Source organism: Sinobacterium caligoides (assembly GCF_003752585.1).
Classification (GTDB): domain Bacteria; phylum Pseudomonadota; class Gammaproteobacteria; order Pseudomonadales; family Sinobacteriaceae; genus Sinobacterium; species Sinobacterium caligoides.
The window spans coordinates 124,828-149,176 of sequence record NZ_RKHR01000005.1 but is presented as its reverse complement, the minus strand read 5'-3'; the positions used below and the strand labels follow the sequence as shown (position 1 = coordinate 149,176).

The following is a 24,349-nucleotide window of genomic DNA, read 5'->3' as shown; positions in this document are numbered from 1 at the left end:
CCCTCTAGTCTCTAACTATATATTCTTTGGGTCTGTCTACCGGTAATATGACGAGCAAGCGGCGGTACTAATGGTGACGACCTCTATAATAAATGGTTCTGATTTGCCGCTGTAAACGCGCAGATTATATCGCTAAGCGATTCACTATGCCACTCAGGTTATAGGGTTAATGCTGCTTCATGGGGATATTTGGGGTATCACTGTGAGTTATAGTGACTAAAGGATGTTGATTTCACCTCATTACGTCGGAATAGGTATATTTAACTATGCATTTGTCCAAAGCCTATTGACGTTATTAATAGAGGAGGGCAATAATGGCACCGCATTATTATGAACAACAGTTTGGGTTGAAAGTACGCAAAGGATCTTCCGGGATTTACTTTCAGTGACTCACAAACTCGAAATATATAACGGTATATGCATGAAAGTTATTGTTGCTGTCAAAAGAGTTGTAGATTACAACGTTAAAGTACGCCCTAAGTCAGATGGTTCTGGCGTTGATTTGGCTAACGTCAAAATGGCGATTAACCCTTTTTGTGAAATCGCGGTCGAAGAGGCGGTTCGTTTAAAAGAGAAGGGGGTTGCCTCTGAAGTCATTGTTGTTTCAATGGGTGAGAAGTCCTGTCAAGAGCAGATACGTACCGCTCTTGCTCTGGGCGCGGATCGTGGCATTCTGGTTGAGACTGCTGACGAGCTTCAGCCTCTCTCCATTGCTAAGCTTCTTAAGGCAGTTGTCGATAAGGAGCAGCCTGAGCTGCTAATACTAGGCAAGCAAAGCATCGATGGAGATAACAACCAAACCGGTCAAATGGTTGCCGCATTAACTGGTATGCCGCAAGGTACCTTCGCAAATGAAGTGACCATTACTGACGGAAAGGCTGTCGTTTCACGCGAAATTGATGGCGGTTTGCAGTCTGTTGAGCTTTCGTTGCCAGCAGTTGTGACAACAGACCTTCGTCTAAATGAGCCTCGTTATGCTTCTTTGCCTAATATTATGAAAGCAAAGAGAAAGCCGCTTGAAGTTGTCTCTCCCGCAGATCTCGGTGTTGAAGTTGTTGCTTCAGTAAAAACCTTGAGTGTTGAGCCTCCAGCAGAGCGCCAGGCCGGTGTTAAGGTCGCGAGCGTTGCTGAGCTTGTCGAAAAACTAAAAACTGAAGCGAAGGTGATCTAACATGAGCATCCTAGTCATTGCAGAGCATGATAATAGTAGCCTTAAATCTGCCACTCTGAACGTCGTTGCTGCTGCCCAGCAGATCGGCGGTGATGTTACAGTTCTCGTTGCTGGTGCCGATTGTGGCGCTGCTGCTGAGCAGGCATCACAAGTTGTTGGTGTCAATAAGGTTGTCGTTGCCGATAACGCTGTATACGCCAATCAGCTTGCTGAGAACGTCAGTGTTTTGGTAGCTGAGCTTGGAAAGGATTACACCCACATCCTTGCTCCTTCAACGTCTAACGGTAAGAACGCACTGCCGCGTGCGGCAGCGCTGCTTGATGTTGCTCAGATTTCTGACATCATCACAGTTGAGAGTGCAGATACTTTTAAGCGTCCTATCTATGCTGGCAACGTTGTTGCGACGGTACAGTCTACCGACGCGATTAAGGTTATCACTGTGCGTGGTACAGCCTTTGATCCAGCTGCTGCTGAAGGCGGTTCGGCTACAGTTGAAACAGTGGCTAACGCTACTGATGCAGGGACGTCCAAATTCGTTTCTGAAGAGCTTGCTAAGTCTGATCGTCCAGAGCTTACCTCTGCTGGTATTGTTATCTCCGGTGGTCGTGGAATGCAGAATGGTGAGAACTTTGAGCTGCTTTATACCGTTGCGGATAAGCTGGGCGCAGCAGTTGGTGCTTCCCGTGCCGCGGTTGATGCAGGCTTCGTTCCTAACGACATGCAGGTAGGTCAAACAGGTAAGATTGTAGCTCCTGACCTATATGTAGCCGTAGGTATCTCCGGCGCGATCCAGCATTTGGCGGGTATGAAAGACTCTAAAGTCATTGTTGCTATCAACAAGGATGAAGACGCGCCAATATTCCAGGTAGCAGATTATGGTCTGGTTGCAGACTTATTCGATGCCTTGCCTGAGTTATCTGCTGCGCTATAATAGGCTGCAGTATGATTTAATAAAAACCCGGCTTTTGTCGGGTTTTTTTATGCGTGAGTGAGTTGTTTTTAACAAACCAAAGGATTGAAATTATGAAAGTATTAGCTTTGCTAACATTTTTGCTTGGGAGCTCTTATGCATTGGCTAGCTACGAACTTGAGCCTGGTGGTTCGTTGCTTGGTTTTTCTAGTGTTAAGAAAGCCGCGATAGCGGAACAGCATCTTTTTAAAGGGGTCTCAGGTAGCATTGATAGTGTCGGGCGCCTAGTTATAGAGATTGATTTAAATAGTGTTGATACGGGCATTGTTATACGTGACGAGAGGGTGCGAAAATATCTGTTTGAAACTGATCGGTTTAAAAAGGCGACTTTGCAGGCGCAGCTCCCTCAAGAAGCTTTGTTGTTGAAAAAAGGTGAGGATATTGATTTGTCCGTCATTTCTACGCTCGACTTGCATGGTTTTAAAGTTCAAGTTCCAATTGAGGTGGTTTTATTTAAACAGCAAAACGGTGCTTTCAGAGCGCTGACAAAACGACCAATCTGGTTGAGTGTAGAGGACTTTGGTTTGCTGGGTGGTGTTGATGTGTTAAAAAGCTTAGCGCGCTTGTCGAGTATAGATTTGGCCGTTCCAGTGAGCTTCGATGTGTTGTTCGTAGCAAATTAATCACGCCTTAGTCGGTCGCTGACAGCGATTGGGCTGGGGTAGTTAAGGATGACGATATAGCTCGAAATGATAAAGGTGACAATTGCGGTCGCCTGAATCAGTAGGGAGGCATTAGAGCCTATAAGCCCACGCTCAAGAGCCAGAAAGGCAATTAACAGTGAGAACTCACTGATTTGTCCAAGCCTAAAGCCGACATCCCAAGCCAAGTTGTCGTTATCAGAGTGGCGAGTAAGAAGGCTTTTAAAGACAATTGGCTTTAGAATGAGCATGCTTGCAGAGAGTGCTAGTACGGCCCAAATAATCTGATCTAATAATGAGAAGTCAAACCCAGCGCCAAGGGAAAAGAAGAACAGGACGAGGAAGAAGTCGCGTAAAGGGCGAAGATTTGTTGCTATGAATTGGGCTATTGGTGAGGTTGCTAAGGTGATTCCGCCGACAAAAGCACCAATTTCCGCAGAGAGACCAACCAAGTGAGCAAGCTCGGTGCAGCCCATACACCAGCCGATCGCAAGCAGAAATATATACTCGTGAAACCGGTCAAATTTAACGACCAAGGGTAATATGATTAAGCGTACACATAGGTAGATCACGCCGACTAGGATGGGTAGTGCGAATAACGCTTTGAGTAAAGGTAGGAGCTCATAATGACCTTCATTTGTCGTCATGATGGCCATTAGAATCAACACAGCGATAATATCTTGAAGTAGCAACATGCCGACCATCAGCTCGCCGGTGCGCCGATGGTGTAATACGGTTGTCGGGAGGAGTTTGATGCCGATAATGGTGCTAGAAAACATACAGGCGAGGCCAATGATGAGTGCTTCTCCATGTGTGAAACCGAAAACATAGGCAATACCGTAGCCGACAGAAGTAAAGATAATGGAGCTTACGATGGCGATAACCGTGCCTAGCTTCATCATTTTTAGTAGGCGTTGCGGCTGCATGTCGAGACCTAAAAGGAAGAGTAGAAAAAAGATCCCTACTTTTGATATGTCGCTTATTATTGCTATTTGGCTAATTAGCCCGCTGCCGTAGGGACCAAGTATGGCGCCGATTGCTATGTAGGCGAGAAGAATCGGTTGGCGGGTGTAGAGAGCAAGTGAGGCGAGAAGCGCTGCACCGGTGAAGATGAGAAAGAATGTATGAGTGAATAGTGCTGAGGAGTCTTCCATACCTTCTCTTAAGTGAGTAAACGATTGAGGGTAGGGGTAAGTGTAGCGGCTGAGTGATTATTCATCAGCCGCTAACGCTTCTAGCGTCTCTTAAATAGTGGGGTAGGGTGGCTATGCGAGACTTGATAGGTCTCGGCAAAGTCGGTGAGATGAGTTAGAGCTTCCTCTGCGTTGATGTCTGCTCGTAGTGCGAAGCTATTGAATCCTACACGTTTATAGAAGTAGAGTTGGTCCTTGAGTATATCGCCGATGGCTCTAAGCTCTCCTTTAAAGCCGTCGCGCCTTATAGTTTCCGCATAAGAGTAGCCGCGTCCGTCAGAAAAGACAGGGAAGTTGATTGCAACGAGAGGGAGCTGTTCGATGTCTTGCGCAAGGTGATACGCAGGTTCGTCGCTATCCAGCCAGACGCCAATGTTTTCCAGTGGTGCTAGCTGTTCTTTGTGCTGCTGCCAGAGCTTGAGAGGTACTACGATATAGTTCAGTGATTCAATGTCGATAAGTTCGACATCTTTCTCAATAAGCGTCCAAGAGTCGTTGTTTATAACGACACCGTTCTTAATGATGTTAAGCATAGACACTCTCCTTAAAAGGCTTGATGCCAACGCGACGGTAGGTATCAATAAAGAGTTCTTCGTCATTACGTAGCTGGGTGAAAGTGGTTAATATCTTGGCAATCACATCACTCACCTCTTCGGCTTTAAAAGAAGGACCCAAGACCTTAGCGAGACTGGTGTTAAGGCCGGAATTGCCGCCGAGCATGACTTGATAGAATTCTTCACCTTTCTTGTCGACGCCAAGTATGCCGATATGGCCAACATGATGGTGTCCGCAGGCGTTCATGCAGCCTGAAATATTGAGGTCGATAGGACCGAGATCGTGCAGGTAGTCGATATTATCGAAGCGACGTTGGATTGCCTCTGCAACAGGGATCGACTTGGCGTTGGCGAGGGCGCAATAGTCGCCACCAGGGCAGCAAATCATGTCGGTAAGGAAGCCAACATTTGGCGTAGCGAGCCCAATAGCTTTAGCCTTCTTCCACAAAGCATAAAGCTCTGTAGTCTCGACATCTGCCAAGACGCAGTTTTGACTATGTGTTGTTCTCATTTCAGAGAATGAGAACTCATCGGCAAGATCTGCGAGTTGCTCAAGCTGCTTATCAGTTACGTCGCCAGGTGCGACACCTGTGGGCTTTGTCGAAAGGGTGACAGAAGAGTATCCAGCAACCTTATGCGTACGAACACTACGTGAGACCCATTTGTCGAAAGCAATGTCTTCGGCGCGTTGAGCTTGAACAGCAGAGAGGCTTTCTTCATTATCAAGCTGTTTATATTGCGGGGCGGTGAAAAAGCTCTTCATACGCTGAAACTCTTCTTCGTGAAGGGTCGCTGGCCCGTCTTTAAGGTGTGCCCACTCTGCTTCGACAGCTTCGCTGAAAGCTTCCACGCCCATCGCGCGAACAAGTATCTTAATTCGAGCTTTGTATTTGTTATCTCTGCGCCCCATCTGGTTGTAGACGCGAAGCACCGCCTCTAAATAGCTCAATAGGTGCTGCTTAGGGAGGAAGTCCTTGATAACTGGAGCCACAACAGGGGTCCGTCCGAGACCGCCTCCTACAAGCATGCGGAAGCCGACCTCGCCGTTGGCGTCTTTAACTATTTCTATGGCGATATCGTGAACTCTGATCGCAGCCCTATCATCGGTAGAGCCACAGACGGCCATCTTGAACTTGCGGGGCAGGAAGGCAAACTCGGGGTGAAACGTCGACCACTGACGGATAATTTCACAGTAGGCGCGTGGATCTTCATGCTCATCAGGGCTAACACCGGCAAACTGGTCTGTAGTCGTGTTGCGAATACAGTTACCGCTTGTTTGGATGGCGTGCATTTCAACTTCAGCAAGCTCTTTGAGCATCTCGGGAACGTGCTCGAGCGCAGGCCAGTTGAATTGTACGTTTTGACGAGTCGAGAAATGGACATAGCCTTTGTCATACTTGCGTGAGAGTTCGGCCAGCTTACGAATTTGTTTAGTGTTCAGCATGCCGTAAGGTACGCAGACGCGCAGCATGGGCGCAAGGCGTTGTATGTAGAGGCCATTTTGTAGGCGTAAAGGCAGGAACTCGTTCTCAGAGAGTTCACCTTTGAGGTAGCGGTCAGTTTGACCTCGGTACTGTTTTACACGATCGGTGAGTATCTGACGATCGTAGTCATCATAAACATACATGTTGCTATTATTACCTGTGGCTATCCAAGACTCTAATTGAGTACTGTCCAAAACTCGCAGGATAGCAAAAAGCTGTATATAACGCGAGTGTTAGTAGGGGTTCTTACTTATGATCGTCTGCTGTAACCTGTCATTTTACAGCTGCAGCAAACAGTCAAAGTGTTTTATTGTAACTATTTAAATGCTGTCAAACTACGTGCTATGAGGGCAGATAAAAGCACAATAACACTCTTTTTTTCAGTGGTTTGTTTTGTGGGCTGCTACTATATTGTGTTTTGTATATCAGAGCCGCGATATGGCTTTAGCTTGCAAGGTGTTAAATGCTCGTTATACATAGCCATAAGCTTAATCTTTGTGTTAATTGCTACAGTTTGTGCTCGAGCCACTTCTTGTTGCGCCAGCGCCTTGCATAGGTGATGCTGGCGATGATTCGCTCGATAATTTGCATTGACCAGATGCCAATGAGGCCAAATTTAAAAACAAAAGCGGCAAGCAGTGCTAGCGGTAAGCCGATGCCCCACTGTAGAAAAATACTGTAGACCATGACGCGCCTGTTATCGCCAGCACCATTGAGTGATTGGGGGATTGTTAGGGTAAAGGCTTGCAGGAAGGCAAAGGCGCCAGTAATTTGCAGTGGCACAGTTCCAAGTTCAATCAGGCTAGGGTCGCTTGGTAGAAAAATCTTTAGTATGAAATGCGGGAACAGTACGAGAGGCAGCCCGAGAAGTGCTAAAAGAGGGGCAGTCACTTTAACGGTATCCCACCCCCACTGGTAAGCGTTATGGCTTAAGCCTTTGCCAAGTTCGCTGCTGACTAGCGTCGTTGCGGCAATGCCCATGCCTGTGCCAGGTAGAATGATAAAGAGGGTGATATTAATAATGGCGTGTGTGACGGCGAGTTCGGCAACACCGAGCTGACCGATAATCCAGTACAGCGTTGAAACGCCAAGGGCAACCATCATTTGCTGTAGCGAGGTAGGGGTGGCTAGCTTAAGAATGGCGAGTTGATTATGCAGGCTTTGTTTGCTGATCGTAAAGGAGGGTTTTTCTTGGTGATACCAAGTTGTTAGGATGTAGAGAAACACGCCTATGTATAGTGAGATTGTAGTGCCAAGCCCTGAGCCTGGTGCGCCTAGCTTTGGAAAGCCTAAGTGACCGAAAATAAGGCAATAGCTGATGCTAAAATTACAGAGGTGAACGACTAGCAAGATCTTCAGGTAGGTTAGAGGCTGCTTGATACCGTTCCAATAACCACGGAAAGCGAAATTGAGGCCAACGGCGACGATACTTAAGATGCGGTAATCGTAATAGGGGTTGGCGATGGCGTTAACGTCGGGGTGGTTGCTAAGCGTTCCTATGATAAGGTCGGAGGAAAACCAGAATACTGTGGTGAGCAAACACCCGCCTAGCAATGCGAGTAATAAGCCATCGCCGAGGAGTCTCCCGCAGTGCTCTATTTTACCCTCGCCCCAGCGGCGTGCGACAAGAGTTTGAACCCCAACGGAGAGGCCGATTATCAGGGCGACGGCGAGAAAGCTCGCATAACTGCCGATTCCGACGGCGGCAAGGGCGTCGGGATCGTCGAGACGTGCCACCATGCTGATATCGACGAGGCTTAATAGACTCTGTGACAGCATGCCGGCTGAAATAGGTAGGCCAAGTATAAGTAGTTGGCGTAGTTGTGATAGTTGCAATACAACCTCTATAAATCGGTGGACGCTATTAACACCAGCAGGCAGTGCTGCTGATGTTAACAAAGGTATTTAGCGAGGTTCGTAATCGAGATTGCTGCTGAGCCATCGTTCCATTTCGACGGTGGCAACACCTTTGCGTTGGGCTATGTCGTCGACTTGTTCGCGGCTGAGTTTAGCGACGGCGAAGTATTGACTTTCCGGGTGAGAGAAGTACCACCCAGAGACAGAGGAGGCGGGCATCATTGCAAAGTGTTCAGTTAGGCTGACGCAACTATTCTCTTTGGCATTTAACAGGCTGAACAGCGTTGTTTTTTCAGTATGGTCGGGGCAAGCTGGATAGCCAGGGGCAGGGCGAATGCCTTGATATTTCTCCTTGATTAGTTCCTCGTTACTGAGTAATTCATCTTCTGCGTAATGCCAAATCTCTTTACGAACAATGCGATGCATGTGTTCTGCAAAGGCTTCTGCAAGACGGTCAGCAATGGCTTTAACCATGATCTTGTTGTAGTCATCCTGCTGGCTGTCGAATTCAGCGGCCATAATGTCAGCGCCGTCACCGCTAGTGACGATAAAGCCACCGATGTAATCTTTAATTCCAGTGCTGGCAGGGGCAACAAAGTCACTGAGGCAGAAATTTGGCTTGTTAGACGGCTTGTCGGTTTGTTGGCGCAAGTGGTGCAGAGTAGTTAATGCCTCACTGCGAGACTCATCGGTATACAAAATGATGTCGTCACCATTGCTGGCTGCAGGCCAGAAACCGACGACAGCACTTGCCGTGAAACGCTGATTCTTCACGATATCATCTAGCATTGATTTGGCGTCGGCAAACAAATTAGTAGCAGCTTCCCCGACGACTTCGTCGGTGAGAATAGCGGGGTACTTGCCGCTCAGCTCCCAAGTCAAGAAGAAGGGGGTCCAGTCAATGCAGTCAACTAGCTGTTCTAGCGGAAAATTCTCGTATACTTTGACACCGGTGAAGCTAGGCTTCGGAGGAGTGTAGCCTTGCCACTCTATTTGTGGCGCGCGCTTGCGCGCTTCGTTGAGCTTTAATAGGGGCGCTTTGTTTTTACGGCTGGCAATGCGGTCACGAACAGCTTGATACTCCGCTTGTCGCTCAGCTTTATATTGGTTAGCTCCCTCATTCAACAGCGCCGTCGCCACGGAGACAGCTCGGGAGGCGTCGGTGACGTAGACCACCTGATTTAGGTTGAACCCTGGGTCAATTTTTACTGCCGTATGAGCCCGAGAAGTGGTGGCGCCGCCAATCATCAAGGGTATATTGCAACCGAGTCGCTCCATCTCCCTGGCAACATGAACCATTTCGTCGAGCGACGGGGTGATGAGGCCGCTGAGGCCGATGATGTCAACCTGCTCAGCTTGCGCCTGCTTAATAATCTCGTCGCAACTAACCATGACGCCTAAGTCGATAACCTCGAAGTTGTTGCACTGCAGAACGACGCCAACGATGTTTTTGCCAATATCATGGACATCACCTTTGACGGTAGCCATTAAAATTTTGCCGTTTGACTGCTGGCCTTCGTTTTTCTCGGCTTCAATGAATGGCTGTAAGTAGGCAACGGCTTGTTTCATGACTCGCGCGCTTTTGACAACCTGAGGCAAGAACATTTTGCCAGAGCCAAAGAGATCGCCAACAATATTCATGCCGCTCATTAGAGCGCCTTCAATGACTTCTATTGGTCTGCTAACAGCTAAGCGTGCTTCTTCCGCATCAGCTTCAATATAGGTGGTGATTCCTTTGACGAGAGCGTGGGCAATACGTTTATTGACATCCTGCTCTCGCCAGCTAAGGTCCTCTTCTTGAACCTGTGCGTTGCTACCGGCTGCTCGGTAGCGCTCGGCAATATCGAGAAGGCGGTCGGTGCTGTCATCGCGGCGATTAAGGATGACGTCTTCAACGTGGTCACGCAGTTCTGTAGGGAGGTCGTCATATACCGCTAGCTGGCTTGCATTGACGATGCCCATATCCATGCCCGCTTGAATGGCGTGATAGAGGAATACAGAGTGGATAGCTTCGCGTACGGGGTTGTTACCCCGGAATGAGAAGGAAACGTTTGATACCCCGCCTGAGACCTTAGCACCGGGCATGTTTTGTTTGATGTAGCGTGTTGCTTCGATGAAATCGACGGCGTAGTTATTGTGCTCGTCGATACCTGTAGCAACGGCGAAGATGTTCGGATCGAAAATGATATCGTTAGTGTTGAAGCCTATGCCGACTAATATGTCATAGGAGCGCTGGCATATCTCGATCTTGCGCTGATAAGTGTCGGCCTGGCCTGTTTCATCAAAGGCCATGACAACTATGGCTGCGCCGTAGAGCATGCAGAGGTTAGCTTTGTCGATGAATTCCTGCTCACCCTCTTTGAGGCTGATCGAATTGACGATGGATTTGCCTTGAATACATTTTAGGCCAGCTTCTATAACGTGCCATTTCGAAGAGTCGACCATGATTGGTACTTTCGAAATTTCTGGCTCACCTGCGATCAGGTTTAAGAATGTTGTTATTGCCTCTACGGCATCGAGCATTCCCTCGTCCATGTTAATGTCGATGACGGGGGCGCCACTTTCGACCTGCTGCCTTGCTACTTCGAGGGCTGTGTCGTATTCCTCTTCAAGAATTAAACGCTTAAAACGTGCTGAGCCAGTGACGTTACAGCGTTCGCCGACGTTAATGAAGAGGGAGTCTTCGCCAATATTGAAAGGTTCTAGACCACTTAAGCGACAAGCGGGTTTGGGCCTATGTGGTGTGCGAGGGGGGACGTCAATCACAGCATCGGCTATGGCTGATATGTGAGCTGGAGTAGTACCGCAACAACCGCCTACAAGGTTGAGAAAACCCCGTTTAGCGAGTTCTCTGAGTTGCTGGTGCATATCTTCCGGGCTTTCGTCATACTCCCCAAACTCGTTAGGTAGGCCTGCGTTGAAATGGCCACTGAAATAGCAGTCAGAAACATTAGCCAGCTCTTCGACGAAAGGGCGGATCTCAGCGATTCGGCGGCCACAATTGGTACCGATAATAAGTGGCTTAGCATGGGCAACAGAGTTCCAGAAGCCTTCAGCGCTCTGTCCAGACAAGACACGACCACTGATATCGGGGAATGTTACCGATATCATTATAGGAAGCTCAACCTGGTGCTCATTGAAGTAACGCTTTACGGCGAAAATGGCAGCTTTAGCATTAAGCGTGTCAAAGATAGTCTCGATGAGCAGTATATCTGCACCACCGTTGATTAGCCCTCGGGTAGCAGCGTAGTAATCAAGTTCCAGTTGGTCGAACGTGACATTTCGCTTGGCCGGGTCGTTAACGTCAGGTGATATTGATGCTGTACGGGGTGTTGGCCCGATAACGCCGGCAACGTAGCGGGTTTTTTCAGGTGTTTTTGCCGTCATTTTGTCAGCGGCTTCTCGAGCAAGCTGAGCACCGATAAGGTTAAGCTCCTCTGCGAGCTCGCCAAGGTCGTAATCATCTTGGGCGATAGCAGTACTATTGAAGGTGTTTGTTTCAATAATATCAGCGCCAGCCTCTAAGTACTCAAGATGAATCGCCTTGATAACGTCTGGCCGCGTTAGCGAAAGCAGGTCATTGTTGCCTTTAAGGTCAGAGGGGTAGTCGGCGAAACGATCACCTCGATAGTCCTGCTCGGTCAGTTTGTAGTCCTGTATCATGGTCCCCATGGCACCATCAATAACAAGAATCTTCTGTTTTAAGGCCTGTTTTAGTTGTGTAGTACGGCTCTGAAGGCGGCTCATCATCATTCCTATCGGTACAGCTTGAAATAAAGATGGCGATTTTAGCAGAATATTACTTATAAAGTTACAATAGTGTAGTCAGTTACTGCTTTCTACGCGTAAAATAGAGCCGTCATGAGAAAGGAAAGCCGTCCATGTTAAAGTTAACAATTACAGAGTCAGCCCAAGTCTACCTAGCAGAGCTACTTGCCAAGCAAGAGGGTGAGGTATTAGGTATACGGATGTTTGTCAGTAGCCCAGGCACACCCAAGGCTGAGACCTGTATCGCATATTGCCGCCCGGACGATATGAAAGATGATGATGTCGTTCGTGAGTTTGAAGGATTTAAGACGTTTTTCGAGGCACGTAGCGTAGTGTTCTTAGAAGATGCTTTCGTTGATTATAATGCAGATAAATTTGGTGGCCAGTTAACTATTAAGGCACCAAACTCCAAGATGCCGAATGTTAACGATGATAGTCCATTAGAGGATCGCGTCAATTACGTACTTTATAATGAAGTGAACCCATCTCTTGCGTCACACGGAGGAGAAGTTAGCTTAGTTGAAATCACCGAAGAGAGTGTTGCAATCTTGCGCTTTGGTGGCGGTTGCCAAGGTTGCTCCATGGTTGATGAGACGCTGAAACATGGTGTTGAGCGTAATTTGATGGAGAAAATACCTGAGTTGACAGCTGTACGTGATGTCACAGATCACAGCGATAGTTCTGGCGCCTATTTCAAAGGTTAGCAAGGCTTTCAGGGAGGCAGTCTTGTAGGTTATTGTTTTACTGTGTTGTTCGCTCCTCGCTCAATCTAACTTAAATGTAATCTTAAGAACTAGCGTGCGCTATATACCGCGCGCTCGATTCTGTATATTGTAGCCGTTAAAGATAGGTCATATGATCAACATTTGGAAGTAGCTCAGACCTACTGCGGTAACCTCGCGTCAAGGAACGGCGCCGTAGTTATCTCACTAATATAAATATAATAGTCTGACCGAGTTTGGACAGGCGCGATCTTTTCTGTGAGAGGTAGTTATGGCGAGGCCATTAGAGTTTGATAAGATAACCGCACTTAATGCTGCAACGAAGCAATTTTGGGCGGATGGTTTTGAAGCCAGTTCTGTACAGAAGCTGCTAGACGCAATGGGTATCAATCGCGGTAGCCTATATTCTTCATTTGGCGATAAAGAAACGCTGTTCCGTCAGTCCTTAGATAATTATGAGGCAATGCTGACCGAGCATATCGAAAAAACGTTGGTGGCTGTTGAAAACCCAATGGAAGCGATACAACAGTTTTTGACTGTTAAATACAGTGCGGCTAGCAAAAAGAAACTAGCCAATGGTTGTATGTTGGTTAACACCATTAGCGAGCTTTCTAACGTTAATAAGAAGCTGGCTAATTTGGCCGCCCGTAAAAAGAGTAAACTAATAGAAGGGGCGTTACGTCTCCGTTTAGCCGAGGCTAAGAAAAGTGGGCAATTGTCAGGTGACGTAGACGAAGTAACAGAGTATTTCATGACGCTCTATACCGGACTGGAAATGCGTGGAAAGGTGCACAAAGATAAAGCTTCTCTCGAGCGTACAGTTTCCTTTGCCTTTAGTTGTTTATAATTCAGCACGGTTGATGAATAAATAAGCAAAAAAAAAGCACCGTTTTACGGTGCTTTTTTTTGCTTAAGATAGTGACCTATTTTCGACGTGTTGCTAGGTGCGGTTTGATTTTTTCGGCCATCTCACGCAGTGCATTTTCAGTGGTTTGCCAATCGATACAGGCGTCGGTAACTGACACGCCGTATTCTAACTCGCCACTGAGAGACTGATTGCCCGCTGCGATATTACTTTCTATCATGAGGCCAACAATCGACGCATTGCCGTCTGTAATCTGACTAGCCACATCCTGCATGACCAATGGCTGTAAATTGTGGTCTTTGTTAGAGTTGGCGTGACTACAATCGATCATGATATTGGGTTTTAAGCCATTCTTAGCGAGAGCTTCTTCGCAAACCTTTACGTTAACAGAGTCATAGTTGGGGCCTTTACTGCCACCACGCAAGACAATATGCGAGTGGTTGTTTCCCTTGGTGCGAACGACGGACACCTGTCCTGAGGTGTTAATGCCTAAGAAACGGTGTGGTTGAGAAGCAGATTTGAGCGCGTTAGTGGCGACAGACAGGCCACCGTCGGTGCCGTTTTTAAAGCCGACAGCACAGGAAAGCCCTGAGGACATCTCGCGATGAGTCTGTGACTCTGTGGTGCGGGCACCAATCGCAGACCAGCTGATGAGGTCTTGTAGGTACTGTGGTGAAATGGGGTCAAGCGCTTCTGTCGAGGTTGGCAAGCCCATTTCGGTGATTTCTAACAGTAGCTTACGACCGATGTGGAGGCCGTCGTAGATTTTAAAGGTATCGTTTAAATAAGGATCGTTGATAAGACCTTTCCAGCCGACGGTAGTACGAGGCTTCTCGAAGTAGACACGCATTACCAAATACAGAGTATCTTTTAGCTCATCAGCTAAGCTTTTTAAGCGTTTTGCATAGTCGATCGCAGCTTCGGTGTCATGAATGGAGCAGGGACCAACGATAACAAAGACTCGTGAGTCTTTGCCGTCTAATATATTACGAATAACTTCTCGGCTTTCGCGAACGGTAGCAAGCGATGTTTCGCTCATCGGTTGTTCGATTTTGAGTTGCTCAGGGGTAATGAGAACTTCTACCGATTCAACGTTAATGTTGTCAATTTTGCTATTGGACATCTTACCTTTACCCTGGCGCATTCGATGCGCTACTTCAATATGTCTCTGTCAATCTCAGTCATTGAGAGGTTGTGTTGTTAAGGTTGGATGCATTTAAAAACAGGGGCGGGTTGCCACGCTATCTTGTTGGACGCAAACGTCTTACCTGGTTGCTGATTATAGCTATTTAATAGGGCACAAATTCACATGTAAGCTACTTAAATTAAGGTAAAAACGATGCCAATCACTTAAACTCCCTGCAAATACTGCGTCGCTGACGGCGGAAAGTCAACGCTACTGCGATGTTTCGCGCAATAATGGATCCTAAACATGCTTAAGCCGTTGTTCGATATTTTATCGTTGCACAAGAAACTTATCAGCGGTACGACGATATTAACGCCCAACCGTCGATTAACCGCGAAAATAATCGAGGCGTTTGGCCAGCAGCAAGACAGCAAAGCTTGGGCCTGCCCAAGGGTCTATAGTATCGATGACTATGCGCTGCAATGCTGGCAGCGTCATAATTTGCGGGGTGAAGTCGAGCCCCATTGGCTGTTGTCGCCACATCAAACGCTTATCCTTTGGGAGCAAGCAATTAAGGCTTGCGATGAGTTCTATGTTTCAAGACCTGCGGCCACGGCGAAGATCGCTGCGGATGCATTTAATAATATTCAGCGCTGGCAGGTTGATGTCAGTGACTACGAGCAAGAGTTCAATGATGATGTCGATTGCCGTGCTTTCCTAGCTTGGCAAAAAGACTTTTTGAACCGTTGCCAGCGTCTGACTGCGTTCACCCCGGCGATGCTTAGCAACGCTTTAATCAGCTTTCACCAGGCTCAAGATAAGATTGCAGTAGAGCGTCAAGCTGATGTTGTTCTTGTGGGTTTTGATGTTTTGGTCCCTCAATATCAACAGCTTGTAGAGTTATTGTTCGAGCGGGTTGAGCAGCATGTAGCGCCACGCAAAATGCGTAGTCTAAGAGCTGTTAGCTGTGATCGTGAAGAGCAGCAGTGGCTGCTTTGTGCTGAGCATTTCAAGCGTCGCTTAGAAGAAAACACAGAGCTCCGCCTCGGGTTAATTGTGCCGGAGCTCAACCAGCAAAAAGAGAGAGTTGAGCGCTGTTTCATGGAAGTGTTCGAGCCTCAGCATCTCAATAACCAGCACCCTCGCTCTACGTTGCCCTTTAATATTACTGCCGGTGATAACCTTCGTGCTTTGCCGGTGGTTAATACCGCTATCGATATCATCAAGCTAGGAAGGGAAGTTATAGAGGTGTCAGCCTTGAAGCGGCTGTTGCAGTCTCCTTTCTGGCAGTCAGCAATAAATAGTGCAGGCGTACATCGGTTGCTTAGGAAGCTCGTCGCAGGCAGTCGTGGTGAAATAGGGGCAAGCGAATTGCTGCAACAACTTCAGTTGATCGGCGATTTTGAGCCAGCTAAGCAACTATCATGGATGTTATTACGCGCCGAGGAGTGGCGTGATAAGGGACGAATGAGAAAACCGTCAAAGTGGCTGTCGCTGTTCCAGACGCTGTTAACGGATGCCTGCTGGCCAGGGCCGCGCCCTATCGATAGTGTTGAATTCCAGCAGTTAGAGGCGTTTCATCTCTGCCTGCAATCGTTTCACCGATTAGATGATGTTAGTGGAGAAGTTGGCTTTGATCGTGCGTTAGAGCTTCTAGAAGCACAGCTACGCCTCGACGTCTTTCAGCAGCAGACCTATGATGGCCCTATTCACATACTGGGCGCCCTAGAAGGAGCTGGCTTGTGTTTTGACGAGCTTTGGGTCAGCGGAATGGATGATACGCAATGGCCTGCCGCCGCGCGACCCAATCCCTACTTACCTATTGGTATGCAGACGTCATTGGCAATGCCTCATGCCAATGCTTCTAGAGAGTATGAGGTGAGCCGAAATCTTACAGAGAGTTACTTCTCTGCGAGTGAGGAGGTTATTTGTAGCTTTGGTTGTGGTGAGGATGAATCTCGTCTGTCGATGTTATTTGAGCAGGCGCTGACAGTACCTGTCATACCCATGGAGCAGTGGTCAGGGGTAACTCAGAGCTTGGTGTGGTTGCATGAACGTATAGCGAGTGATCAAGCGATGACGCGTCTTGATGACGTCGCATCCGCAATTACTGATGCCAGCAGCGTTGGCGGCGGTAGTGCAATTTTTAAAGATCAAGCGGCGTGCCCATTTAGAGCCTACGCTCAGCATCGATTAAAGGCGCGATCAATCGAGCATGAAGAGGACGGCTTCAGCCCTCTGGAGCGTGGTAATGGCTTGCATGATGCGCTTGAGTTGATCTGGTCAAAGCTACAGGGGTTGGAGCAACTGCAGGAGCAAAGCGTAGAATCGTTAGGAGAGATGATTTCACACGCTGCAGGTGTAGCTGTTGAGCGAAGACTGATGGCAAAGAAGCAGCGCCCGATTGCTCGTATTACGGCCTTGGAACAGCGTCGCCTCGAGCGTGTACTCGGGCAGTGGATGGCACTGGAGAAGCAACGCAGTCATTTTACCATCGAAGCACTAGAGCATGAGCAGCAAGTTGAGTTCGCAGGCTTACCTCTTACTCTGCGAATGGATAGGGTAGATCGCCTCAATGAAGGTGAGGTTGCCATTATTGATTATAAATCGGGCCGTGTTGCAGTCCGAGACTGGCTAGACCATCGGTTAAAGGAACCACAGTTACCACTATATGTCTGTGCCCTCGAAGGGCAGGTACCACGTGTCAGTAGTGTGTTATTTGGCCAGGTAAAGCTTGCTGCCTGTGAGTACCGCGGAGTGAGTGAGCACGAGGCTATGGCGGGCGTGAGTCTTGATAACGGCAATAAGGCTGTCGTGGAGCAGGGTGATGATTGGCCCTCCCTAGTGGCAAGCTGGAAGCAAAACTTGAGTGCGTTAGCGAATGATTTTCTGCATGGTGTGGCGACAGTAGACCCGAAACAAGCTGACACTTGCACATATTGTGATTTAGGCAGGCTTTGCCGTATTGCCGAGGTGAAGAGTTTATGAGTAGTTTGCCGGTAGATTACCAACAACGCGCTGAGGCGTTAGATATTCGCCAAAGTTTTTGCGTCTCTGCACCCGCTGGGTCAGGTAAGACTGAGCTGCTGACTCAGCGGATATTGAGGTTATTAGCTGACTGTGAAAAACCAGAAGAGGTGTTGGCGATAACCTTTACGCGTAAAGCGGCCAGTGAGATGCGCTCACGTATTGTGAAGGCGTTAGAGGAGGCGTGGCGGAATGAAGGTGAGGTTGCAGGGCATCAGCTACAGACACGTGAATTAGCCCTAAAGGTACTGGAGCGTGATGCCAATCTACAGTGGCAACTATTGCACAACCCTGCGCGGCTGAGAATACAAACAATAGATGGCTTGTGTGGCGCTCTAGCTCGGCAATTACCCGTGATGACGCAGTTTGGCACGAGCCCTAAGATAACCGATGATCACCAGCCCCTGTACGAGCGAGCGATACACAGGCTATTAAGCAGTCAGGGAGATGAGAGTGGGGAGGTTGGTGAAGCGATTGAGACGCTGCTTTGGCACCTTGATAACAAGCTCGATAAGTTTTTCTTGTTGCTAACAGGCTTACTCGCCAAACGAGATCAATGGTTGGGGTTAGTCGGTGCTAAATTAAGCGGTGGCATTGACGTCGCTTCACTCAACGACTTTCTTGAAGCTTGGGTGGCCGAGCAGTTAGAGGGTGCCTTGCAGTTATTGGCCCCTTATGGTTCTGATATCGCACGTTTTGGCGATTATGCTGCCTCTCAACTTATTGAGCAGAACACGACGTCACGGTTGACGCTTCTACAGGGTATGGCGGCGCTTCCAGGGCAGGATATTGCAGCGGTTGAGTGCTGGCAGGCAGTGGCGGAGCTGCTGTTAACGTCCGGGAAATGGCGTAAGTCAATGACGAAAAAGCAGGGATTCCCGGCGAAAGATAAAACGCTTGATGAGGTCACTAATTTACGTCGTGTAGAAACGAAGGCGGCCATGCTAGCGCTTCTTGAGTCGCTTCGTGAGCGCGATGACATTCGTAGCGCGTTGGCGGCAGTCTCCTATTTGCCGACGAGCAGCTACAACCAACAGCAGTGGCACGTGCTACAGGCGATCAGTGTGATTCTTTGGCAGCTCAATGCCCACTTACAAATTGTCTTTTCGGAGCAAGGGGAAGTTGATTATACAGCGATTTCAATGGCCGCGCTCGAGGCCATGGGGACTGAGGAGGAGCCTACAGAGCTTGCCCTGTTGTGGGATTACACCACTCGTCACATCTTGGTCGATGAGTTTCAAGATACTGCCAATGCTCAATATGCCCTATTGGTTAAGCTGATTAACGGCTGGTACGAGGATAATGAAAATAACCCGGCAAGGCCAAAGACTTTGTTCCTGGTCGGCGATGGTATGCAGTCGATCTACGCATTCCGTGAAGCCAATGTCGGGTTGTTTCTACAGGCGAGAGAGCAGGGGGTTGGCCAAATAGCGCTGAAGCCGCTCGATTTGTCGGTTAATTTCCGTTCAAAAGCAGGTGTTGTAGAGTGGAATAATCGTGTTTTTGCCCGCTCATTTCCGCCTAGTAGCGATCGTGGTCGAGGGGCGGTGTGTTATTCGCTGGCGGAGGCTTTTGATCAAACAGATTCAGATAGTGCTGGGCGTCTTCTTGGCTGTGTTGACCAAGAGGATCGACTTCTAGAAGCGCAGCAGGTGGTGCATCTGTGTGCCGAAGCCCGTGCTAAATCAACAGCGGGCTCTCTTCATAGTGTCGCTATCCTGGTGCGTAATCGCAGCCATTTGAAGCAGATTATCCCGGCACTACAAGAAGCTGGCATCCCTTGGCAGGCGACTGATATCCATGGCTTAGCGACACAGATGGTGGTGCAAGATGTGATGACGCTGACACTGGCAATGTACGATTTATCTGATCGGATATCGTGGCTCGCCTTGTTGCGCTCTCCTTTGGTAGGGCTTAGTCTCAATCAGTTCGAGCAGCTCTCAGCCATATACTTAAACACGGGCTGTAGCGTTTTGTCAGCGTATCGGCAATATGCTGACGAGCATATTGATGTACGCATTCGAGACACGGCTGAGCAGCTTGTGACCGCGTGGGATAATAGGTTACGTAAGCCGTTGCGGATCTGGTTGCAGGCACTTTGGATTGCCTTGGGCGGTGCCGAGACAATGGCTGATAGTGAACAGTACGGTCAAGTGCTGCGTTACTTTGACCTGCTTGAGCAGCTGGCGTCGAATGAAGTCGGACTCGATACCGAGCGGTTGCAGCAACACGTTGATAAGCTTTATGCGGAACCGTTAGCGGATAGTGCTGCAGTACAGATGATGACGATTCATAAGTCTAAGGGGCTAGAGTTCGATACGGTGATTCTACCGGGCCTGGATAGACAGCCGAGGGCAGACGATAAGCCCTTGTTTAATTGGCAACAGTGGACACTCAATAGTGGTGAGCAGGGGATTTTAGTGGCCCCTCTGGCGGCGGAGGGAGCGGCAGAGGACAGCATCTTTAACCTGTTGCAGCAGGAGTCCAAGCAGAAGTTGCTACTGGAGAAGACTAGACTGTTATACGTGGCGGCAACAAGGGCAGTAAAGCAACTTTACCTTGTCGCCAATCTTAAATCAGATGAGAAAAACGGTGGTTATAAACGCCCGGCTTCAAGCAGTTTATTGTCGTCAGTATGGGATGCCGTCGTTGATGAGGTCGAGACCGTTGAGCTACCGTTGAGTCGTTCTGTTAATGAGCAGGAAGGTTATGCTGGGATTGTGCGCCTCCCGAACGATTGGCAGCCAGAGGTGGTAGTAGCACCGTCATTACTGGAGCGCTATCGACGAGACCCGATGCGAGGCAAGCAGCAAAACATTCCAAGCTTTGATGAGTACGTTGTGGCAAGGCATGTCGGTACTGTTGTACATGAATACCTTCAAGCCATCTGTGAGCAGGGTGTTTCGCTCTGGTGCGAGAAAATTATTGATCAGCGGCGCACCGCTATTCGTTTACGTCTAAAAGAGCTCGGTGTGGCTGCGGTTGAGTTGTTGAAGGCAGAGCAATGGGCATGCCTCCTGCTTAATAAAACCCTAGCATCAGAGACCGGCCGGTGGTTGCTGAGTAGCAGCCATCGCGACAGCCAGTGTGAGGCGGAATTAGTGACACTCAAACAGGGCAGCCAGCAGCGTTTAATCGTCGATAGAAGTTTTATCGACGAACAGGGCCGACGTTGGATTGTTGATTACAAAACGGCCTCTCCAAGCGCTGGTGAAGAGATCGAACTATTTATTCAGCAGGAGAGTGAAGCATATCGTCAGCAATTGGCGACATATCGCAACTGTTATAAGCACATGGAGAATTTGCCAACAGTTTGTGCGTTGTATTTCCCCAGTATTGATCGACTGGTAAAGCTCACTGGTTAAGATCTACTGATACCTTTTGGGGTGAGATGCTTCCGGGTAGTAAGTCCGGCCTGTTAGCCGTCACCCCAAGGGATTACGACTGATCAGTTAGCGCATATTGGCTCTTTTGACGAATTATTCCCTTGCCTATTATGACCTCTTGAACACAAACAAATGTTTGTACAGGTATCGGTTAGCGGCAGTTCTGTTGATGACAAGAATACGAATAAACTTCAACGAGGAGTGAAAGATGAAGCTCGGACTACAAATGGGTTACTGGCAAAAGGGTCCTATTCCGAACATGGTCGGTCTAGCGCAGGAAGCTGAGAATTTGGGCTATGATTCGGTTTTTACCGGTGAGGCCTACGGTTCTGATGCGTTAACACCGCTGACCTGGATAGGTGCTCATACCTCAAAGATTCGTTTGGGCACCAGTGTCATGCAGATCTCTGCAAGAACGCCGGTGTGTGCAGCCATGTCGGCACTAACCCTCGATCATATGTCGGGTGGTCGACTCACACTTGGTATTGGTGTTTCAGGTCCACAAGTTGTCGAAGGCTGGTACGGTCAACCGTTTAATCGCCCACTTGAGCGTACGCGTGAGTGGATCGATATCTTCCGACAAGTGATTGCACGAGAAGGGCCTGTGACCTTGGAGGGGAAGCAGTATCAGCTACCTCTTAAAGGTGGGATGAACCTAGGTAAACCATTGAAAAGTATTACTCATCCCTTACGCAGTCATATCCCAGTATTTCTCGGCGCGGAAGGCCCGAAGAATGTTCAGCTTGCTGCGGATCAGTTTGATGGCTGGCTGCCAATGTTTGTGTCGCCCTATCGAATGGATATCTATAACGAATCGTTAAAGAACAAGCCCGACGACTTTGAGATTCCTGTGACCATGAACGTTCACGTGAACGACGATCTTGACGCCGCGTTGCTACCGACGAAATGGATGCTGGCGCTCTATCTTGGTGGTATGGGGGCAAAGAACGATAACTTTCACAAAAACCTGATGGGGCGAATGGGTTTTGCTGATGCAGCACAAGAGGTGCAGGATTTGTATATGGGCGGTGATGTTGAGAAGGCGGTCAATGCCGTTCCTGATGCGCTGGCTGATGAGATTTCATTGTCAGGGCCTAAAGACCGTATCAAAGAGCGTATTCAAGACTGGAAAAAGTCACCAGTAACGTCGTTGATTGTTGGGCGTAAAGAGACGGCAGAAGAAAGTTTAGATGTTGTTCGCTTTATGGCTGAAGTAACGCTGTAGCATTGTGCTTGCTTCACGAGCATCGAATACGGTGTGAGTGAAGCGTGCTATTGAGGCGGCCAGTTAATCAAAAGCCTTTGATTGGCAGCCACTGCCGATGCTACTTTCTGGAAGTACCTTGCTACTGAAGTTGGCGTGACAATGCCACTCAATATTGGTGCCACTCATGACCCAGTGAGGGGTGACAATTATTTTCTTATTGATACCATAACTGGCATTGAGCTTGGCGATGATCTGCTGCTCAGCAAGCTCAACACTATCGATATCTCGGCTATGCATGGAGGATTCATCCATGCCTATATCGGATAATGATCTCGGCCATTCTCCTTCTGTCACGTAATACATTGCAGACGCCATCATGATGGGTTGTAGGCTCGCCCTTGCGCTGTAAATTTTGCTGCGTAGTACGAGTGCTCGTTGGTATGATGTGCCTTCGTTATCCGGTTCGGTTTTCTCTACTTTTTCATTGTCATCAGGCAGTTCTATGTTGTCGTCATAAACGTATGGCTTTAGCTTACGTACGGTTCTCGGGTTGCGGTCGGCATTAGGCAGGGAATAAATATCGTTATATTCTTTGTGCACAGCCTCATCACCATCGACACGCACCGCTGTTTCTTTACTCTCTTCGCTACAGGGGTATTTTTGGTAGGTCACCTTGTTGTTGCTATTAGTGCACTTGTAGTAAGCGAGTGTCGGCTGGCTCAGTATGCAAAGGGCAAGGATGATTAGTTTCGATCTCATGAAGTTGTCCGTAAAGGTAGCGAGAATAGTGCTGTATTCTGCTGGATATTATATTTTTAGCTAAGATAACAGTATCAACACAATAAAAACAGTGGCTTAACACTTTTGTATAGATATAGGAATGGGTGATAGGTGGCATGAGCGAGTAGGGCTGGCGGTTCTTTGGTAGCGAGCATTATCTCTTGTCGTTGCCTTCGGGTATAATCTCGCCGCGTTCATTAACAGGTATTCCCATGGCTCGTAGTTTCTCCAACAATCCGCGTTTTTTTAAGCCACAAAAAAAAGCTGTCAGCAAAGCTAGTTTGGTCAATATTGAGAGTTTGGGTATTGATGGTCGTGGCGTCGGTCGCGTTGATGGCAAGGTGTGTTTTGTCGCAGGAAGTTTACCGGGCGAAACCGTCAAAGCGCGCTGGTTGCGTCATGGCGGAAGGTTTGATGAAGGTGTCGTACAAGAGGTGATAAAGCCGGCATCAGGTCGAGTGGCACCTCCATGTCAGTATATTGATCGTTGTGGTGGCTGTAGCCTACAACACGCAGACTCAGAAACACAAATAAACTATAAGGATCAGCTGCTTAGTCAGCAGTTGCGTCAATTAATTGATGAGCAAACAGAGCATCTAGCGCCGTTGGCCTCTCCTAGCTTTGGTTATCGCAGTCGTGCACGGTTAGCGATCTTCTGGGATAAAGATAAGCAAGTAATGCAACTGGGTTTTCGCGAACAAGGTAGCAAGCGGATCATTAGCATTCGCCAGTGCATGGTATTGTTACCACACCTTGATGCCTTGCTTGAGCCTTTGGCTGAGATGTTGCCGCGTTTAAAGGCAGTAAAGCAGCTGGGTCATATTGAGTTGATCGACAATGATGGTCAAGCTGGCATAGCGGTTAGGGTGACTCGCCAGTTAGTGAATGCTGATAAGAAACGGTTAATGAGCTTTGCCAAGCAACACGATTGCAAGTTAGTTGTTGTTGAGGGGGGCGAGCAGACCGTGTCGACTTGCCTATGGCCTGAGGGCGCAGAGGCCAGTTTTTGTTACAGTGTAGATCAGCTAAAACTGTATTTCGGTGTGGGCGACTTTACTCAAGTAAATCAGTTTGTTAATGCTAAAATGGTGCGCCAGGCATTGAACTTGTTAGACCTCAATGAAAACGATCACCTACTGGATCTGTTCTGTGGGGTCGGTAACTTTAGCCTCAATGCCAGCCGAAAAGTGGCGAGTGTAACGGGTGTTGAAGGGGTTCAGTCAATGGTCGAAAAGGCGGCCCATAATGCCAGCGAAAACGGTATTAACAATGCTTTCTTTGCCTGTAGTGACTTAGCGGTTGAGGGGGGGAGCGCGTTAGACTGGACGCGACGTGTTCCTTACAACAAGATGCTGCTAGACCCAAGTCGCGAGGGCGCTCTTGAGATTGCTGAGCGACTCGACCGTTTTCAACCTGAGCGTGTTGTTTATGTTTCGTGTAATCCGGCAACGCTGGCGCGTGATGGTGAGGCTATAAAACAGCAGGGCTATCGTCTAGCGAGCTATGGCTGTATGGATATGTTCCCTCATACTAGCCATAGCGAAGCGATGGCTCTGTTCGTCAGAAAAGAAGCCTAGTCACAGCTTTATGCTCCTCAG

Annotated in this window: 16 protein-coding genes; 9 read left to right on the top strand and 7 right to left on the bottom strand. The window is 48.4% G+C overall.

Annotated elements, in window-relative coordinates; all coding sequences use genetic code 11:
- Positions 1 to 421: 421 nt before the first annotated feature.
- From EDC56_RS12985 to EDC56_RS12975, 3 genes are all read left to right on the top strand, one after another.
- Positions 422 to 1,171 (top strand): electron transfer flavoprotein subunit beta/FixA family protein, encoded by a 750-nt coding sequence (locus tag EDC56_RS12985; protein WP_123713010.1) that lies wholly within the window; start codon positions 422 to 424, stop codon positions 1,169 to 1,171.
- A gap of 1 nt (position 1,172) precedes the next feature.
- Complete coding sequence (locus EDC56_RS12980; protein WP_123713009.1) at positions 1,173 to 2,102, top strand: electron transfer flavoprotein subunit alpha/FixB family protein; 930 nt, start codon at positions 1,173 to 1,175, stop codon at positions 2,100 to 2,102.
- Between the two features lie 92 nt (positions 2,103 to 2,194).
- Positions 2,195 to 2,764 carry a YceI family protein gene (locus tag EDC56_RS12975; RefSeq protein WP_123713008.1) on the top strand — a complete coding sequence of 190 codons (570 nt, stop codon included), beginning with the start codon at positions 2,195 to 2,197 and terminating at the stop codon, positions 2,762 to 2,764.
- Here EDC56_RS12975 and EDC56_RS12970 read toward each other — a convergent pair.
- From EDC56_RS12970 to metH, 5 genes are all read right to left on the bottom strand, one after another.
- Complete coding sequence (locus EDC56_RS12970) at positions 2,761 to 3,936, bottom strand: cation:proton antiporter (RefSeq protein ID WP_123713007.1); 1,176 nt, start codon at positions 3,934 to 3,936, stop codon at positions 2,761 to 2,763. The two genes, EDC56_RS12975 and EDC56_RS12970, sit on opposite strands and share 4 nt — an antisense overlap.
- A gap of 80 nt (positions 3,937 to 4,016) precedes the next feature.
- Positions 4,017 to 4,508 carry a DUF934 domain-containing protein gene (locus EDC56_RS12965; RefSeq protein WP_123713006.1) on the bottom strand — a complete coding sequence of 164 codons (492 nt, stop codon included), beginning with the start codon at positions 4,506 to 4,508 and terminating at the stop codon, positions 4,017 to 4,019.
- Positions 4,501 to 6,156, bottom strand: a complete 1,656-nt coding sequence (locus tag EDC56_RS12960) for a nitrite/sulfite reductase (protein ID WP_123713005.1) — start codon at positions 6,154 to 6,156, stop codon at positions 4,501 to 4,503. Before EDC56_RS12960 ends, EDC56_RS12965 begins: the two co-directional genes overlap by 8 nt.
- Before the next feature lie 364 nt (positions 6,157 to 6,520).
- Positions 6,521 to 7,849 carry an MATE family efflux transporter gene (locus EDC56_RS12955; protein ID WP_123713004.1) on the bottom strand — a complete coding sequence of 443 codons (1,329 nt, stop codon included), beginning with the start codon at positions 7,847 to 7,849 and terminating at the stop codon, positions 6,521 to 6,523.
- Between the two features lie 69 nt (positions 7,850 to 7,918).
- Positions 7,919 to 11,620, bottom strand: a complete 3,702-nt coding sequence (metH, locus tag EDC56_RS12950; RefSeq protein ID WP_123713337.1) for a methionine synthase — start codon at positions 11,618 to 11,620, stop codon at positions 7,919 to 7,921.
- Between the two features lie 131 nt (positions 11,621 to 11,751).
- Between metH and nfuA the strand changes: the two genes are divergently transcribed.
- Both nfuA and EDC56_RS12940 read left to right on the top strand, forming a co-directional pair.
- Positions 11,752 to 12,342, top strand: coding sequence for a Fe-S biogenesis protein NfuA (gene nfuA, locus EDC56_RS12945; RefSeq protein WP_123713003.1), 591 nt, complete (start codon positions 11,752 to 11,754; stop codon positions 12,340 to 12,342).
- Between the two features lie 289 nt (positions 12,343 to 12,631).
- Positions 12,632 to 13,207, top strand: a complete 576-nt coding sequence (locus EDC56_RS12940) for a TetR/AcrR family transcriptional regulator (protein ID WP_123713002.1) — start codon at positions 12,632 to 12,634, stop codon at positions 13,205 to 13,207.
- 76 nt (positions 13,208 to 13,283) lie between these two features.
- On the opposite strand, the gene EDC56_RS12935 is transcribed toward EDC56_RS12940, so the two are convergent.
- Positions 13,284 to 14,348, bottom strand: coding sequence for a 3-deoxy-7-phosphoheptulonate synthase (locus EDC56_RS12935; protein ID WP_123713336.1), 1,065 nt, complete (start codon positions 14,346 to 14,348; stop codon positions 13,284 to 13,286).
- A 309-nt stretch (positions 14,349 to 14,657) separates the two neighbouring features.
- Between EDC56_RS12935 and EDC56_RS12930 the strand changes: the two genes are divergently transcribed.
- The 3 genes from EDC56_RS12930 (at position 14,658) to EDC56_RS12920 (ending at position 21,989) form a co-directional block, all read left to right on the top strand.
- Entirely contained in the window at positions 14,658 to 17,339 is a 2,682-nt protein-coding gene (locus tag EDC56_RS12930) for a PD-(D/E)XK nuclease family protein (RefSeq protein ID WP_123713001.1), read from the top strand.
- Positions 17,336 to 20,743, top strand: coding sequence for a UvrD-helicase domain-containing protein (locus EDC56_RS12925; protein ID WP_123713000.1), 3,408 nt, complete (start codon positions 17,336 to 17,338; stop codon positions 20,741 to 20,743). Before EDC56_RS12930 ends, EDC56_RS12925 begins: the two co-directional genes overlap by 4 nt.
- A gap of 229 nt (positions 20,744 to 20,972) precedes the next feature.
- Entirely contained in the window at positions 20,973 to 21,989 is a 1,017-nt protein-coding gene (locus EDC56_RS12920) for an LLM class F420-dependent oxidoreductase (protein ID WP_123712999.1), read from the top strand.
- A gap of 63 nt (positions 21,990 to 22,052) precedes the next feature.
- Here EDC56_RS12920 and EDC56_RS12915 read toward each other — a convergent pair whose 3' ends face one another.
- Positions 22,053 to 22,730 (bottom strand): pilin, encoded by a 678-nt coding sequence (locus EDC56_RS12915; protein WP_123712998.1) that lies wholly within the window; start codon positions 22,728 to 22,730, stop codon positions 22,053 to 22,055.
- A gap of 233 nt (positions 22,731 to 22,963) precedes the next feature.
- On the opposite strand from EDC56_RS12915, the gene rlmD reads away from it, so the two are divergent.
- A complete protein-coding gene (gene rlmD, locus EDC56_RS12910; RefSeq protein WP_123712997.1) occupies positions 22,964 to 24,328 on the top strand; it encodes a 23S rRNA (uracil(1939)-C(5))-methyltransferase RlmD in 1,365 nt (454 codons plus the stop codon).
- Positions 24,329 to 24,349: the final 21 nt, after the last annotated feature.

Excerpts from the sequence above, each read along its gene's own strand:
- EDC56_RS12985 (WP_123713010.1), top strand. The coding sequence starts at position 422 with ATGAAAGTTATTGTTGCTGTCAAAAGAGTTGTAGATTACAACGTTAAA.
- EDC56_RS12980 (WP_123713009.1), top strand. The coding sequence starts at position 1,173 with ATGAGCATCCTAGTCATTGCAGAGCATGATAATAGTAGCCTTAAATCT.
- EDC56_RS12975 (WP_123713008.1), top strand. The coding sequence starts at position 2,195 with ATGAAAGTATTAGCTTTGCTAACATTTTTGCTTGGGAGCTCTTATGCA.
- EDC56_RS12970 (WP_123713007.1), bottom strand. The coding sequence starts at position 3,936 with ATGGAAGACTCCTCAGCACTATTCACTCATACATTCTTTCTCATCTTC.
- EDC56_RS12965 (WP_123713006.1), bottom strand. The coding sequence starts at position 4,508 with ATGCTTAACATCATTAAGAACGGTGTCGTTATAAACAACGACTCTTGG.
- EDC56_RS12960 (WP_123713005.1), bottom strand. The coding sequence starts at position 6,156 with ATGTATGTTTATGATGACTACGATCGTCAGATACTCACCGATCGTGTA.
- metH (WP_123713337.1), bottom strand. The coding sequence starts at position 11,620 with ATGATGAGCCGCCTTCAGAGCCGTACTACACAACTAAAACAGGCCTTA.
- nfuA (WP_123713003.1), top strand. The coding sequence starts at position 11,752 with ATGTTAAAGTTAACAATTACAGAGTCAGCCCAAGTCTACCTAGCAGAG.
- EDC56_RS12940 (WP_123713002.1), top strand. The coding sequence starts at position 12,632 with ATGGCGAGGCCATTAGAGTTTGATAAGATAACCGCACTTAATGCTGCA.
- EDC56_RS12935 (WP_123713336.1), bottom strand. The coding sequence starts at position 14,348 with ATGTCCAATAGCAAAATTGACAACATTAACGTTGAATCGGTAGAAGTT.
- EDC56_RS12930 (WP_123713001.1), top strand. The coding sequence starts at position 14,658 with ATGCTTAAGCCGTTGTTCGATATTTTATCGTTGCACAAGAAACTTATC.
- EDC56_RS12925 (WP_123713000.1), top strand. The coding sequence starts at position 17,336 with ATGAGTAGTTTGCCGGTAGATTACCAACAACGCGCTGAGGCGTTAGAT.
- EDC56_RS12920 (WP_123712999.1), top strand. The coding sequence starts at position 20,973 with ATGAAGCTCGGACTACAAATGGGTTACTGGCAAAAGGGTCCTATTCCG.
- EDC56_RS12915 (WP_123712998.1), bottom strand. The coding sequence starts at position 22,730 with ATGAGATCGAAACTAATCATCCTTGCCCTTTGCATACTGAGCCAGCCG.
- rlmD (WP_123712997.1), top strand. The coding sequence starts at position 22,964 with ATGGCTCGTAGTTTCTCCAACAATCCGCGTTTTTTTAAGCCACAAAAA.